Origin of the sequence: Streptomyces sp. Ru71 (assembly GCF_002920535.1) — a bacterium.
In the GTDB taxonomy this organism is placed as follows: domain Bacteria; phylum Actinomycetota; class Actinomycetes; order Streptomycetales; family Streptomycetaceae; genus Streptomyces.
On sequence record NZ_PQSS01000028.1, the window covers coordinates 17,940 to 31,039 of the forward strand.

The window sequence follows — 13,100 nt, forward strand, 5'->3', positions numbered from 1 at the left end:
ATGACGCCCAAAGGAGAGAAAACCCCGGGGGACGAGGCCCTGGAGGGCCGGATCACCGGCGCCCTCGTCGGCGCGGCCGTCGGGGACGCCCTCGGCGGCCCGGTCGAGGGCTACTCCCCCGACCAGATCACCGAACGCCACGGCGGCCGCGTCCACGGCATCGTCGGCCCCTGGCACGGCGACGACTGGCGCACCGCCCGCCCCCTCGCGCCGTACCACAAGGGCGACGGGCACGTCACCGACGACACCCTGATGACCCACGCCCTGGTCCGGGTGTACGGCACGGTCCGCGACCACCTGGACGCCTACGCCGTCGCCGACCACCTGGTCCCGGACCTGATGACCACCCCCCGCTGGATCCCGGAGCTCGAAGCCGAGGCGCTGCCCCTGCAGCGGATCTTCCTGGCGGAGAAGTGGCTGGTCGCCCGGCTGCACTACGGCCATGTCGACCCCCGCGAGGCGGGCACCGGCAACCTCGTCAACTGCGGCGCGGCGATGTACATGGCCCCCGTCGGCCTGGTCAACGCCGCCAACCCGGCGGGCGCGTACGCCGAGGCGCTGGACGTGGCGGGCGCCCACCAGTCGTCGTACGGCCGTGAGGCGGCCGGTGTCTTCGCCGCGGCCGTGGCGGCGGCGTGCGCGCCGGGCGCGACACCTGAGTCGGTGGTGCGCGCCTGTCTGGAGCTGGCCAAGGACGGCACCCGGGCGGCGATCGAGGCGGTGTGCGAAGTGGCCGGACACTACACGGACTTCGAGTCGGCGCTGGTGCCGCTGCGGGAGGCGGTGGCCCCGTACGACACCGTGGGCCCCGACTACCGCTCCCCCTCGCTGGGCGCCCGCCGCCCCTCCCGGCTGCACGCGATCGAGGAACTGCCCGTCGCCCTGGGCATGTTGCTGGTGGCGCGCGGCGACTACCGGCACGCCGTGCTCGGCGCGGTGAACTACGGCCGCGACTGCGACTCCATCGCGACGATGGCGGGCGCCCTGGCCGGCGCCCTCGGCTCCCCGGTCCCCGAGGAATGGGCGAAGACGGTGGCCGAGGCCAGCCGCCTGGACCTGTGGGAACCGGCCCGTACCCTCACCGAGGTCGCCCAGGAGGTGTTCCGCCGGGACGTGGAGCGCCGGCGGGCCCACGAGGAGGCGTTCGCGCGGCTCGGAGGCGCCGGATGCGCCGACTGACCTGGGTCCAGCCAGAGGACCTGATCGGCCACGAACTGCGCCAGGCGGCCCTGGACGGCCGCGAGCCGAAGGCGATCGCGGCACGCTGGCGGGCGGCCGGCGGCCCGGACGCCCCCGAGCGGGCGGGCGCCTCCGAACGGCCCGCGTCCCGCTATCTGCGGCAGCTGGCCGAGGACCTGCTGGACGAACTCGCCGACCTGCCCAGCCGGCTGGACGAGCCGACCGGCCTGGACCGGATCAAGGGGCTGTGCCCCGACTGGCCCGCCCCGGCCCCTCGTACGGCCGTCACACCGGAGCGCCTGGAGGCCGCCTGGCTCGGCCGGGCCGCCGGCTGCCTGCTCGGCAAGCCCGTCGAGAAACTCCCGCTCGACGGCATCCGCGCGCTCGCCCAGGCCGTCGGCAACTGGCCGCTGAGCACCTGGTTCACCGCCCGCGGCGTGCCGGCCGAACTCCTGGCGGCGTACCCGTGGAACCGCCGGTCGGCCGCCACCTCGCTCGCCGAGACCATCGAGGGAATGCCCGAGGACGACGACCTCGACTACCCGCTGCTGAACCTGCGGTTGCTGCAGCGCCACGGCCGCGCCTTCACCACCGCCGACGTCGCCGCGCTCTGGCTCGACGAGCTGCCGCCCGGCCGGGTCTTCACCGCCGAGCGGATCGCCCTGCGCAACCTGCTGCTCGGCATCGAGCCCCCGGCGACCGCCCGGTACCGCAACCCCTTCCGCGAATGGATCGGCGCCCTGATCCGGGCCGACATGCACGGCTGGACCAACCCCGGCGACCCCGCGGCGGCGGCCGCACAGGCGCACCGCGACGCCACCCTCACGCACACCGCCAACGGCGTCTACGCGGCGATGTTCACCGCGGCCGTCATCGCCGCGGCCGCCACCGGGGAGCACGACGTCCACTCCTGTCTGCGCGTCGGCCTGACCGTCGTGCCGCCCGGCTCCCGGCTCGCGCGGGCGGTCCGGCACGCGGTGGAACTCGCCCACGCGCACACCGGCTTCGACACGGTCGTCGACCGCCTCCACGCGCGGTACTCCGCCACCCACCACTGGGTGCACGCCCTGCCCAACACCGCCCTGACCGCCGCCGCCCTCACCCACGCCGACGGCGATTTCGCCGGGTCCATCTGCCGTGCCGTGTCCGGCGGCTGGGACACCGACTCCAACGGCGCGACGGCCGGCAGCGTCGCCGGGCTCCTGGCCGGCTCCCCCGCCGCGCTGCCCGACCGCTTCACGGCCCCGCTGAAGAACCGGCTCGCCACCTCCGTCCGCGGCTTCGACGGCGTCGGCTTCGACGCGCTCGCCCACCTCACGCACCTGGAGGCATCCCGTCCATGACCGCCGCCCCGCTCACCGGCCTGCGTGTGCTGGACCTCGCCACCCTCTTCGCCGGGCCCCTCGCGGCCACGCTGCTGGGCGACTTCGGCGCCGAGGTGATCAAGGTCGAGCATCCGGCGAAACCCGACCCGTCCCGCGGCCACGGCCCCGCCAAGGAGGGCATCGGCCTGTGGTGGAAGGTGCTCGGCCGCAACAAGCGCACCGTCACCCTCGACCTGTCCACGCCGGGCGGCCGCACCACCCTGCTGCGCCTCGCCGCCGGCGCCGATGTGATCGTGGAGAACTTCCGCCCCGGCACCCTGGAGAAGTGGGACCTCGGCTGGGAGGAGCTGTCCGCCGCCAACCCCCGGCTGGTGCTCGCCCGGGTCACCGCCTTCGGCCAGTTCGGCCCCTACGCCCACCGGCCCGGATTCGGCACCCTCGCCGAGGCGATGAGCGGCTTCGCCGCGCTCACCGGCGAACCGGACGCCCCGCCGACGCTGCCGCCGTTCGGGCTGGCCGACTCCATCGCCGGGATCGCCACCGCCTACGCGGTGATGACCGCGCTGGCCGCCCGGGAGCGCACCGGCGCCGGGCAGGTCGTCGACATGGCCATCATCGAGCCGATCCTGACCGTCCTCGGCCCCCACCCCACCTGGTACGACCAGCTCGGCCACGTCCAGGAGCGCACCGGCAACCGCTCCGCCAACAACGCCCCGCGCAACACCTACCGCACCGCCGACGGCGACTGGGTGGCCGTCTCCACCTCGGCGCAGTCGGTGGCTCAGCGGGTGATGGAGCTGGTGGGCCGGCCCGAGCTGATCGACGAGCCGTGGTTCGCCACCGGCGACGGCCGCGCCCGCCACGCCGACGTGCTCGACGAGGCGGTCGGCCGGTGGATCGGCGCCCGCACCCGGGAGGAGGTGCTCGCCGCGTTCGAGAAGGCGGAGGCGGCCGTCGCACCCGTGCAGGACGTACGGGAGGTGATGACCGACCCGCAGTACCAGGCGCTCTCCACGATCACCACGGTGGACGACCCGGAGCTGGGCCCGCTGCGCATGCAGAACGTGCTGTTCCGGCTGTCCGCCACGCCCGGCGCGATCCGCTGGGCCGGCCGCCCGCACGGCGCCGACACCGACGCCGTCCTCACCGAGCTGGGCCTGACCGAGGCCGAGGTGGCCGCGCTGCGCGCGGAGGGCGCCGTATGACGAGTCCGCCGCGCGTCCCGCCCTCCGCCGTCAGGCGCACCGGTTTCCCGCTGACCTGGCTGTACGCGCCCGGCGACCGGCCGCACGTCGTCGCCAAGGCGCTCGGCTGCGGGGCCGACGTGGTCGTGGTCGACCTGGAGGACGCCGTCGCCCCCGACCGCAAGGAGTACGCCCGCGCCGCGACCGCCGACCTGCTCACCGACCCGCAGCCGGTGCCGGTGCACGTGCGGATCAACGCGCTGGACAGCCCGCTCGCGGCGGCCGACCTGCGGGCCCTGGCCCATCTACCCGGTGCGGCGGGGCTGCGGCTGCCGAAGGTCGGCGGGCCCGAGCAGATCGTCCGGGTCGCCGAGCGCACGGTGGCCGCCGGTGGCGGCGTGCCCGCGCTGTACGCCCTCCTGGAGTCGGCGCTCGGCATCGAACACGCCCACGCCATCGCGACGGCCCACCGTGCCGTGCGCGGCATCGCGCTGGGTGAGGCCGACCTGCGGGGCGATCTGGGGGTCCGGGGGGACGCGGGGCTGGACTGGCCGCGTTCCCGGGTGGTCGTCGCCGCGCGGGCGGCGGGGCTGCCGCCGCCGGCCCAGTCCGTGCACCCCGACATCCGCGACCTCGACGCTCTCGCCGCGAGCTGCGCCCACGGCCGCGCCCTCGGTTTCCTGGGGCGCGCGGCGATCCACCCGCGCCAGCTTCCGGTGATCGAGCGGGCCTATCTGCCGACTGCCCGGGAGATCGAGGACGCGGAGGAGGTGCTCAAGGCGGCGGCCGCCCATCAGGGCGCCCAGGCCCTGCCCGACGGCCGCTTCATCGACGCGGCGGCGGTGACGGCGGCCCACCGCACCCTGGACCTGGCCCGCCGCCGCTGACCGCCTTCAGCATGTGGAAGAGCGCCCGGCATGGCGAAGGGCGCCCGGAAGACTCCGGGCGCCCTTCATGGCCGTATGAGGTGAGGGGTCAGGTCTTCTTGGGCGCGGACCCGGCCTCGTCCTTCGCCTCGTCGTCCACCGCGTCCTCGGGCTCCGCCTCGGCGTCCTTCCCGGCGCTCTCCGCCTCGCCCTCGGCCTCACCCTCACCGGCGCCCTCGCCGCCGGTGGGCTCCCCGACCTGCTCGGCGACGGCCCCCGGTTCGACGACCGCTTCGCGGCCCGGCCGCTTCTTCGCCGACAGCACGATGTAGAGCACCGCGAGCAGGAACACGAGCAGCGCGGTCCAGTTGTTCAGGCGCAGGCCGAGGATGTGGTGCGCGTCGTCCACGCGCAGGTACTCGGTCCAGAACCGGCCCACGCAGTACGCGGCCACGTACAGCGCGAACGCCCGGCCGTGCCCCAGCTTGAAGCGGCGGTCGGCCCAGATGACGAGCAGGGCGACGCCGATGCACCACAGCGACTCGTACAGGAACGTGGGGTGGTAGGTGCCGGGCACCCGCCCGTCCGAGGACGACGTGATCTTCAGTGCCCAGGGCAGGTCGGTCGGCTTGCCGTACAGCTCCTGGTTGAACCAGTTGCCCCAGCGGCCGATCGCCTGGGCCAGGGCGATGCCGGGGGCCACGGCGTCGGCGTACGCCGGCATCGGGATGCCCCGGCGGCGGCAGCCGATCCACGCGCCCAGCGCGCCGAGCGCGATCGCGCCCCAGATGCCGAGGCCGCCCTCCCAGACCTTGAAGGCGTCCACCCAGTCACGGCCCTCGCTGAAGTACAGCTCGTAGTCCGTGATCACGTGGTACAGACGTCCGCCGACCAGGCCGAAGGGCACCGCCCAGACCGCGATGTCCGCGACCGTGCCGGCCCGCCCGCCGCGGGCGATCCAGCGCTTGTTGCCGAGCCAGACGGCAACGAAGACGCCGATGATGATGCAGAAGGCGTAGCCGCGCAGCGGAATGGGCCCGAGGTACAGCACTCCGCGCGACGGGCTGGGAATGTAGGCAAGTTCCATGGCAAGGTCGACGCTACCGTGCCGGACCCGGCCGACGGCAGGCGGCCCGGCTACGGGTCCATAACGGGGCCGTGCGAGAACGCCGCAGGACGCCGCCCGGCCTCCGGCTGTGGCCGCCGCGCCCTCGCTCAGCCCTTGGCGGCCTCCTGGACCATCTGCTTCAGCTTCGCCGGGGTCATCGTCTGGTCCTGGTAGATGTTCTTGCCGTTGAGCAGCACGGTCGGGGTGCCCTGGAAGCCGCCCTTCTGGAACGCCTGGTGGGACTTGGCGACCCAGCTGTTGTGCTTGCCGTCCTCGACGCAGGAACGGAAGGCGGGGGTGTCCAGGCCGGGGACCTTGCCTGCCAGCTCGATCAGCTTGCTGTCCTGGGCGTAGGCGTCGTCGGTCTCCTTGGGCTGGTTCTGGTAGAGCACGTCGTGGTACGCGGTGAACTTCCCCGCGTCCTGGGCGCAGGCCGCGGCGTTCGCGGCGTGCCGGGAGCCGCTGCCGCCGAGGTTGCCGTCGATCAGGGTGACCAGGTGGTACTCGGCCTTGAGCAGGCCGGCGCCGGTGAGCTCGTGGATCGTCGGTCTGTACGCGGCCTCGAAGGCCTGGCAGGCCGGGCAGCGGAAGTCCTCCCAGACGACGAGCGTCGACTTGGCGCCGTCCTTGCCGACCGGGATGGCCAGGGCGTCCTTGCCCTGCGCGCCCGAGGGGGCGACGACCGGGCCCGCGCTGCTGCTTCCCTTGTCCTTGCCCGCGTTCGCGGCGACGACGCCGATCACCGCCGCCAGGCCGAGCACGCACACGACGCTGGCCCCGACGATCAGGGCACGCCTGCGCTTCTCGGCGGCTTTCTGCTTCTCGCGCTCGACCGCCAGCCGCTCCCTGGCGGTGCGCTTTCCGTCACGGTTCTTCTCGCTCACACCCCCAGAACGAACCGGGGAGGCGCATTGCGCCTCCCCGGTCCCAGGTCCACCCGTTCGAGTGACCGTATGTCTGGATTGTTACGTTACGCCGTGCGGTCTGTCCCGTTACGCCTGGCCACGCACGCCCTGGGCGAGCTCGCCGGCGAGGGCGCGCACCGCCTCCAGGCCGGCCTCGTGGTCCGGGGCGTCCAGCATCCGCTTGACGAAGGCCGAGCCGACGATCACACCGTCGGCGAAGCCGGCCACCTCGGCGGCCTGGGCGCGGTTGGACACGCCGAGGCCGACGCAGACGGGCAGGCCGGTGCCGGTGGCGCGGGTGCGGCCCACCAGGTCCTGGGCCTGTGCGCCGACCGACTCACGGGTGCCGGTGACACCCATCAGGGAGGCGGCGTAGACGAAGCCGCTGCCCGCCGCGGTGATCTCGGCGAGCCGCTTGTCCTTGCTGCTGGGCGCCACGACGAACACGGTCGCGAGCCCGTGCTTGTCGGCGTGCTCCCGCCACAGCGCCGACTCCTGCACCGGCAGGTCGGGCAGGATGCAGCCCGCGCCGCCGGCCTCGGCCAGCTCGGCGGTGAACCGCTCGACGCCGTAGCGGTCGATGGGGTTCCAGTACGTCATGACCAGGACGGGCTTGCCGGTGGCCTGGTGGGCCTCGCGCACCGTCCGCATCACGTCGGCGATCTTCACGCCGCCGCGCAGGGCGATGTCGTCGGCGGTCTGGATGACCGGGCCGTCCAGGACGGGGTCGCTGTGCGGCAGGCCCACCTCGACGACGTCGGCGCCGCCGTCGAAGACGGCCTTGACCGCCTCGATGCCGCCGTCCACGGTCGGGAACCCGGCCGGCAGGTAGGCGATGAGGGCGGAGCGGCCCTCGGCCTTGGCGGCGGCCAGGGTGTCGGTCAGAAGCTGAATGTTCCCGCTCACTTGGCGTCCCCCTCGATCTCCGCCGTGTCGGCCTCGTTCGCCGCCACCTCCGCGTCCGTGTCGTACAGCCCGAAGTAGCGCGCGGCGGTGTCCATGTCCTTGTCGCCGCGGCCGGACAGGTTGACCACGATCAGGCCGTCCTCGCCCAGCTCACGGCCGACCTCCAGGGCGCCGGCGAGGGCGTGGGCGCTCTCGATGGCCGGGATGATGCCCTCGGTGCGCGACAGCAGGCGCAGCGCCTGCATCGCGGCGTCGTCCGTGACCGCGCGGTACTCGCCGCGGCCGGAGTCCTTGAGGTAGGAGTGCTCGGGACCGATGCCCGGGTAGTCCAGACCGGCCGAGATGGAGTACGGCTCGGTGATCTGGCCCTCCTCGTCCTGCAGGACGTAGGAGCGCGAACCGTGCAGGATGCCCGGCTCGCCGGCGGTCAGCGTGGCCGCGTGCTCACCGGTCTCGACGCCGTGACCGGCGGGCTCGCAGCCGATGAGGCGGACGCCCTCGTCGGGGATGAAGGCGTGGAAGAGGCCGATGGCGTTGGAGCCGCCGCCGACGCAGGCGATCGCGGCGTCGGGGAGGCGGCCGGCCCGCTCCAGGAGCTGGCGGCGGGCCTCGACGCCGATCACGCGGTGGAAGTCGCGGACCATCGCCGGGAAGGGGTGGGGACCGGCGACCGTGCCGAACAGGTAGTGGGTGTGGTCGACGTTGGCGACCCAGTCGCGGAACGCCTCGTTGATGGCGTCCTTCAGCGTGCGGCTGCCGGACTTCACGGCCACGACCTCGGCGCCGAGCATGCGCATGCGGGCGACGTTGAGGGCCTGGCGCCGGGTGTCGATCTCACCCATGTAGATCGTGCACTCCAGGCCGAACAGCGCGCAGGCGGTGGCCGTGGCGACGCCGTGCTGACCGGCACCGGTCTCGGCGATCACCCGGGTCTTGCCCATGCGCTTGGTGAGCAGGGCCTGGCCGAGCACGTTGTTGATCTTGTGCGAGCCGGTGTGGTTGAGGTCCTCACGCTTGAGGAACACGCGGGCGCCGCCGGCGTGTTCGGCGAAGCGGGGGACTTCCGTCAGGGCTGACGGGCGGCCGGTGTAGTTGACCAGGAGGTCGTCGAGTTCCCTGGCGAACTCGGGGTCGTTCTTGGCCTTGTCGTACTCGACGGCCACCTCGTCCACGGCGGCCACGAGGGCCTCCGGGATGAACTTGCCGCCGAACTCTCCGAAGTAGCCTGCGGAGTTGGGGACCTGACCCTGCGGGTCGGGGATGAAGAAGTCGCTGGGCATGCGAGTACCTCACGGTGAGTGTTCTGGGAAAAACTATTCGCCGTGGGGGCTCGGGTCGTCTGTCGGCTACCTGCCGTATGTGGCTTGTCGCGCAGTTCCCCGCGCCCCTATGGGGCGCGCTGCCATCGACGCCCGTTGACCTGCCCGGGTTCGTCTCCGATGACGTAGCGGACCCTGCGGCCGTGTACCCGGCGTGCGGGTGCGCGGCAGCCCCGGGGACGGCAGCCGCGCGCGAGGCGGGCGTACGGGTCCCTGGTCGGCAGGGTCAGCTGGTACGTCATCGGGGCAAGCCTAGCGGGGTCTCAGCCCCGGCCGTGGCGCAGTGCCGGGTGTTCGCCAGCGGCGACCAGGTCGGCGACGGCCGCCTTGGGGTCCTTGCCGGTGACCAGGGACTCGCCCACCAGGACGGCGTCGGCGCCGGCGTTGGCGTAGGCGATCAGGTCGTGCGGGCCGCGGACGCCGGACTCGGCGACCTTGACCAGGTGGTCGGGGATCTCCGGGGCGACCCGCTCGAACGTGCCGCGGTCGACCTCAAGGGTCTTGAGGTTGCGCGCGTTGACACCGATGACCTTGGCGCCGGCGTCCACGGCCCGCTCGACCTCCTCCTCGTCGTGCACCTCGACCAGCGGGGTGAGGCCGATGGAGACGGCGCGCTCGATCAGCGACTCCAGGGCCGGCTGGTCGAGGGCGGCGACGATCAGCAGCGCGAGGTCGGCGCCGTACGCGCGGGCCTCCCACAGCTGGTACGACGTGACGATGAAGTCCTTGCGCAGGACCGGGATGTCCACCCGGGCCCGGACGGCCTCCAGGTCGGCCAGCGAGCCGCCGAAGCGGCGCTGTTCGGTCAGCACGGAGATGACGGCCGCGCCGCCCGCCTCGTAGTCCGCGGCGAGCCCGGCCGGGTCGGCGATCGCGGCCAGCGCGCCCTTGGAGGGGCTGGAGCGCTTGACCTCGCAGATCACCTTGACGCCGTCGCCCTTGAGCGCGGCCACCCCGTCCTTGGCCGCGGGGGCCTTGGCCGCGCGCTCCTTGAGCTCGTCGAGGCTGACGCGCGCCTGCCGCTCCGCGAGGTCGGCACGGACTCCGTCGATGATCTCGTCGAGCACACTCACGCGAGCGGCCCCCTTCCAGACGGTTGACAGTTCCAGCGACCAGGGGGGAACCATTGGTCACTGCGATGGTATCCGCCCGCGGGCCATGACCTCGCATCCGGTTGACGCCGGTCCCACTACCTGGACATTCGGTGATCGGTCAGGGATGGAGCCAGCCGCCGAACGGCAGGTTCCGGACAACGGTGAAGACCAGCAGCAGCCCGCCCAGCGTCCACAGGTACGCGGGCCGGAGGTCGGGCCTGAAGGGCCGTCCGCGCACGGCGTGAACCACCCAGACGGTCCACAGCACGGCGAAGGCCAGATAGCCGAGCACGGCCGGCGCGTTGTCGTGCAGCGCGCCCGTGACGTCGCCGTGCACGACGGCGTGCGCGCTGCGCAGCCCGCCGCAGCCGGGGCAGTAGAGGCCGGTCAGGCGCAGCAGCGGGCAGGCGGGGTAGTGGCCGGGCTCGTTGGGGTCCACGGCGCCGACGTAGGCGAAGGCGCCCGCGACGGCGGCCAGGACGAGGGCGGGCGCGGCCAGCCGGCCCGGGCGTGCGTGGGTCACGTCTCGCATTGTGCTCCCCGGTGCCTCAGGACGTCGTGAGGGGCGCCCCGGCACGCGTGCGTGCCCGGACGCCCCTCGCGGCGACGTGGGTGGTGCTCAGCCCTTGGCGACGGCCGCCTCGCGGTTGGCGGTGGGGCGGTCGGCCATCACCAGCGGCTCGGACGCGGACTTCGGGGCGCCCATGCCCATGGAGCGCATGACGCCGCCGGCGACACCGCCGAGGGCGGCGACGCCCAGACCGGCCCACATGCCGGCCGGCTGGGCCATCACCACGAAGGCGCCGGCGATGCAGAAACCGATGAAGGCGATGATGACACCGGTCCAGGCGGCCGGGGTGTGTCCGTGGCTGCTGCCCGCCATTGCTTGCTCCTCGTTGCCGTATACGTGTCGTACGTGTCCGTGACGGACGTGGTGTTCGGCTCCATTGTCCCGTACGCGCGCGCGTGCCGTACGCCGGGGTGGGCCGTCGGGCGGGTCAGGCCGGGTCGGGGCCCGTGGGGTCCTCGCCGCGGTCGAGAGCCTTCCACAGCTCGTCCGGGCGGTCGGGGTCGTCGGCCCGGGCGGCGCGGCGCGGGCGGGGTGCGGCGGAGCGCTCGTAGCGGCCGGACATCGCGGGCCACAGGCGGCCGTAGCGCAGGGCGAGCAGACCGGCCAGCAGGATCAGGGCGCCGCCGGCGGCGGCGACGTAGGGCCAGGCCGTGTGGGTGAGGGCGGCCACGGTGGCGGAGGTGTCGCCGGAGGCGGCCGCGGCCTTGTCGTCGAGGGCGCCGCCGTCGGAGGCGCCGGCCAGGGCGGCGGCGACGGTCCCGGCGCCGGACAGGGCGAGGACCGCGGCCACGACGAACCGGCCGGCGCAGCGTACGGCGAACACGGCGACGAGCGCGGCCAGGCCCACTATGGCGAGGGCCGCGGGCACGCCGGTGACGTCGCTGCCCTTGGCGGTCAGCGGGAAGGCGCCGCCGGCCACCGTCGCGGTGCCCTCCGCCCAGCGCTGCCGGGTGGACAGCAGCGCGACGGCCGCGCCGAGCGCTCCGCACATCAGGGCGAGGGCGAGGCTGCGGCGGCCCGACCGGGCGGGGACGGCTTCGCTACGGGGGTGAGGTACGGCAGTCACGTACTCCACTATCGCCCGGACCCCGGGTGAACCGTCACCCGGGGTCCCGTGAGAAGCACCCCACCGTGGTGGGGCGTGCCCTACTTGCCCAGCCGGTTGGCGGTGTGCACGGCGCGCAGCACGGCGGCCGCCTTGTTGCGGCACTCGGTGTCCTCGGCGACCGGGTCGGAGTCGGCGACGACGCCGGCGCCCGCCTGGACGTAGGCGGTGCCGTCGCGCAGCAGGGCGGTGCGGATGGCGATGGCGGTGTCGGAGTCGCCGGCGAAGTCCAGGTAGCCGACGCAGCCCCCGTACAGGCCGCGCCGGGACGGCTCCAGTTCGTCGATGATCTGCATCGCGCGCGGCTTCGGGGCGCCGGAGAGGGTGCCGGCCGGGAAACAGGCCGTCAGCACGTCGAAGGCGGTACGGCCCGGGGCGACCCGGCCGGTCACCGTCGAGACGATGTGCATCACGTGCGAGTAGCGCTCGATCGACATGAAGTCGACGACCTCCACCGAGCCCGGCTCGCAGACCCGGCCCAGGTCATTGCGGCCGAGATCGACGAGCATCAGGTGCTCGGCGCGCTCCTTGGGGTCGGCGAGCAGCTCGTCGGCGAGGGCCTGGTCCTCCTGCGGGGTGGCGCCGCGGTGCCGGGTGCCGGCGATGGGGTGGACCATGGCCCGCCCGTCCTCGACCTTGACCAGCGCCTCCGGGGAGGAGCCGACGACGTCGAAGCCGTCGAAGCGGAACAGGTACATGTACGGCGAGGGGTTGGTGGCCCGCAGCACCCGGTACACGTCCAGCGCGCTCGCCGTGCACGGCGTCTCGAAGCGCTGGGAGGGGACGACCTGGAAGGCCTCGCCGGCCCGGATGCGCTCCTTGATGTCCTCCACGGCCGCCTGGAAGTCCGTCCCGCCCCAGCGGGCGGTGTACTCGGGCAGCTCGGAGGGCGGCAGCACGGCGGGCGGCTGGGCGACGGCGCTGGAGAGGTCGGCCTGCATGGCGTCCAGGCGGGCGATCGCGTCGGCGTAGGCCTCGTCGACTCCGGTGTCCAGGTCGTTGTGGTTGATCGCGTTGGCGATCAGCAGGACCGAGCCCTCCCAGTGGTCCATCACGGCGAGGTCGCTGGTCAGGAGCATGGTCAGCTCGGGCAGCTTCAGCTCGTCGTGCTCGCCGGGGCCGATCTTCTCCAGGCGGCGGACGATGTCGTAGCCGAGGTAGCCGACCATGCCGCCGGTGAAGGGCGGGAGGTTCAGGTCGTGGGCGAGGTCGCGCGGGGTGTGCAGCGCCTCGATGGTGGCGCGCAGCGCGGCCAGCGGGTCGCCGTCGGTGGGCACGCCGACGGGCGGGGTGCCGAGCCAGTGCGCCTGCCCGTCGCGTGCGGTGAGGGTGGCGTCGCTGCGCACGCCCACGAAGGAGTACCGCGACCAGGAGCGGCCGTTCTCCGCGGACTCCAGCAGGAAGGTGCCGGGGCGCTCGGCGGCGAGCTTGCGGTAGAGCGCGACCGGTGTGTCGCCGTCGACGAGCAGCTTGCGGGTGACCGGGATGACCCGCCGGTCGGTGGCCAGCTTGCGGAACGTCTCCAGGTCCATGGCGGC

14 protein-coding genes are annotated in these 13,100 nt (G+C 73.7%); 4 read left to right on the forward strand and 10 right to left on the reverse strand.

The window, feature by feature from the left end:
- Genes C3489_RS18380 through C3489_RS18395 form a run of 4 tightly spaced genes read left to right on the forward strand, consistent with a single transcriptional unit; the run spans window position 1 to window position 4,575 of the window.
- Window positions 1-1,179, forward strand: coding sequence for an ADP-ribosylglycohydrolase family protein (locus tag C3489_RS18380; protein ID WP_103782945.1), 1,179 nt, complete (start codon window positions 1-3; stop codon window positions 1,177-1,179).
- Window positions 1,167-2,522, forward strand: a complete 1,356-nt coding sequence (locus C3489_RS18385) for an ADP-ribosylglycohydrolase family protein (RefSeq protein WP_103782946.1) — start codon at window positions 1,167-1,169, stop codon at window positions 2,520-2,522. Before C3489_RS18380 ends, C3489_RS18385 begins: the two co-directional genes overlap by 13 nt.
- Complete coding sequence (locus tag C3489_RS18390) at window positions 2,519-3,709, forward strand: CaiB/BaiF CoA-transferase family protein (RefSeq protein WP_103782947.1); 1,191 nt, start codon at window positions 2,519-2,521, stop codon at window positions 3,707-3,709. The genes C3489_RS18385 and C3489_RS18390 overlap by 4 nt, the downstream gene beginning before the upstream one ends.
- Window positions 3,706-4,575, forward strand: coding sequence for a CoA ester lyase (locus C3489_RS18395; RefSeq protein ID WP_103782948.1), 870 nt, complete (start codon window positions 3,706-3,708; stop codon window positions 4,573-4,575). The genes C3489_RS18390 and C3489_RS18395 overlap by 4 nt, the downstream gene beginning before the upstream one ends.
- Before the next feature lie 88 nt (window positions 4,576-4,663).
- On the opposite strand, the gene lgt is transcribed toward C3489_RS18395, so the two are convergent.
- From lgt to C3489_RS18445, 10 genes are all read right to left on the reverse strand, one after another.
- The gene (gene lgt, locus C3489_RS18400; RefSeq protein ID WP_103782949.1) at window positions 4,664-5,641 is read right to left on the reverse strand and encodes a prolipoprotein diacylglyceryl transferase; all 978 of its coding nucleotides are present in this window, start codon (window positions 5,639-5,641) and stop codon (window positions 4,664-4,666) included.
- 128 nt (window positions 5,642-5,769) lie between these two features.
- Complete coding sequence (locus C3489_RS18405) at window positions 5,770-6,546, reverse strand: thioredoxin domain-containing protein (RefSeq protein WP_103782950.1); 777 nt, start codon at window positions 6,544-6,546, stop codon at window positions 5,770-5,772.
- Window positions 6,547-6,654: 108 nt separating this feature from the next.
- On the reverse strand, window positions 6,655-7,473 hold the full coding sequence (gene trpA / locus C3489_RS18410; protein ID WP_103782951.1) for a tryptophan synthase subunit alpha: 819 nt from the start codon (window positions 7,471-7,473) through the stop codon (window positions 6,655-6,657).
- Window positions 7,470-8,753 carry a tryptophan synthase subunit beta gene (trpB, locus tag C3489_RS18415; protein WP_103782952.1) on the reverse strand — a complete coding sequence of 428 codons (1,284 nt, stop codon included), beginning with the start codon at window positions 8,751-8,753 and terminating at the stop codon, window positions 7,470-7,472. Before trpB ends, trpA begins: the two co-directional genes overlap by 4 nt.
- 107 nt (window positions 8,754-8,860) lie before the next feature.
- A complete protein-coding gene (trpM, locus tag C3489_RS40035; protein WP_103782953.1) occupies window positions 8,861-9,034 on the reverse strand; it encodes a tryptophan biosynthesis modulator TrpM in 174 nt (57 codons plus the stop codon).
- A 21-nt stretch (window positions 9,035-9,055) separates the two neighbouring features.
- Window positions 9,056-9,865: an indole-3-glycerol phosphate synthase TrpC gene (gene trpC, locus C3489_RS18425; RefSeq protein WP_103782954.1), complete on the reverse strand. Its 810-nt coding sequence runs from the start codon at window positions 9,863-9,865 to the stop codon at window positions 9,056-9,058.
- A 139-nt stretch (window positions 9,866-10,004) separates the two neighbouring features.
- On the reverse strand, window positions 10,005-10,418 hold the full coding sequence (locus C3489_RS18430) for a DUF2752 domain-containing protein (RefSeq protein ID WP_103782955.1): 414 nt from the start codon (window positions 10,416-10,418) through the stop codon (window positions 10,005-10,007).
- An 87-nt stretch (window positions 10,419-10,505) separates the two neighbouring features.
- Window positions 10,506-10,769, reverse strand: a complete 264-nt coding sequence (locus C3489_RS18435) for an HGxxPAAW family protein (RefSeq protein WP_103782956.1) — start codon at window positions 10,767-10,769, stop codon at window positions 10,506-10,508.
- 115 nt (window positions 10,770-10,884) lie between these two features.
- Window positions 10,885-11,532 carry a TIGR02234 family membrane protein gene (locus C3489_RS18440; protein WP_103782957.1) on the reverse strand — a complete coding sequence of 216 codons (648 nt, stop codon included), beginning with the start codon at window positions 11,530-11,532 and terminating at the stop codon, window positions 10,885-10,887.
- Window positions 11,533-11,603: 71 nt separating this feature from the next.
- Window positions 11,604-13,094 carry an anthranilate synthase component I gene (locus C3489_RS18445; protein WP_103782958.1) on the reverse strand — a complete coding sequence of 497 codons (1,491 nt, stop codon included), beginning with the start codon at window positions 13,092-13,094 and terminating at the stop codon, window positions 11,604-11,606.
- Window positions 13,095-13,100 lie beyond the last annotated feature (6 nt).

What these genes read in the sequence shown, in the direction of transcription:
- C3489_RS18380 (WP_103782945.1), top strand. Translation starts at nt 1, where the DNA reads ATGACGCCCAAAGGAGAGAAAACCCCGGGGGACGAGGCCCTGGAGGGC.
- C3489_RS18385 (WP_103782946.1), top strand. Translation starts at nt 1,167, where the DNA reads ATGCGCCGACTGACCTGGGTCCAGCCAGAGGACCTGATCGGCCACGAA.
- C3489_RS18390 (WP_103782947.1), top strand. Translation starts at nt 2,519, where the DNA reads ATGACCGCCGCCCCGCTCACCGGCCTGCGTGTGCTGGACCTCGCCACC.
- C3489_RS18395 (WP_103782948.1), top strand. Translation starts at nt 3,706, where the DNA reads ATGACGAGTCCGCCGCGCGTCCCGCCCTCCGCCGTCAGGCGCACCGGT.
- lgt (WP_103782949.1), bottom strand. Translation starts at nt 5,641, where the DNA reads ATGGAACTTGCCTACATTCCCAGCCCGTCGCGCGGAGTGCTGTACCTC.
- trpB (WP_103782952.1), bottom strand. Translation starts at nt 8,753, where the DNA reads ATGCCCAGCGACTTCTTCATCCCCGACCCGCAGGGTCAGGTCCCCAAC.
- trpM (WP_103782953.1), bottom strand. Translation starts at nt 9,034, where the DNA reads ATGACGTACCAGCTGACCCTGCCGACCAGGGACCCGTACGCCCGCCTC.
- C3489_RS18430 (WP_103782955.1), bottom strand. Translation starts at nt 10,418, where the DNA reads ATGCGAGACGTGACCCACGCACGCCCGGGCCGGCTGGCCGCGCCCGCC.
- C3489_RS18435 (WP_103782956.1), bottom strand. Translation starts at nt 10,769, where the DNA reads ATGGCGGGCAGCAGCCACGGACACACCCCGGCCGCCTGGACCGGTGTC.
- C3489_RS18445 (WP_103782958.1), bottom strand. Translation starts at nt 13,094, where the DNA reads ATGGACCTGGAGACGTTCCGCAAGCTGGCCACCGACCGGCGGGTCATC.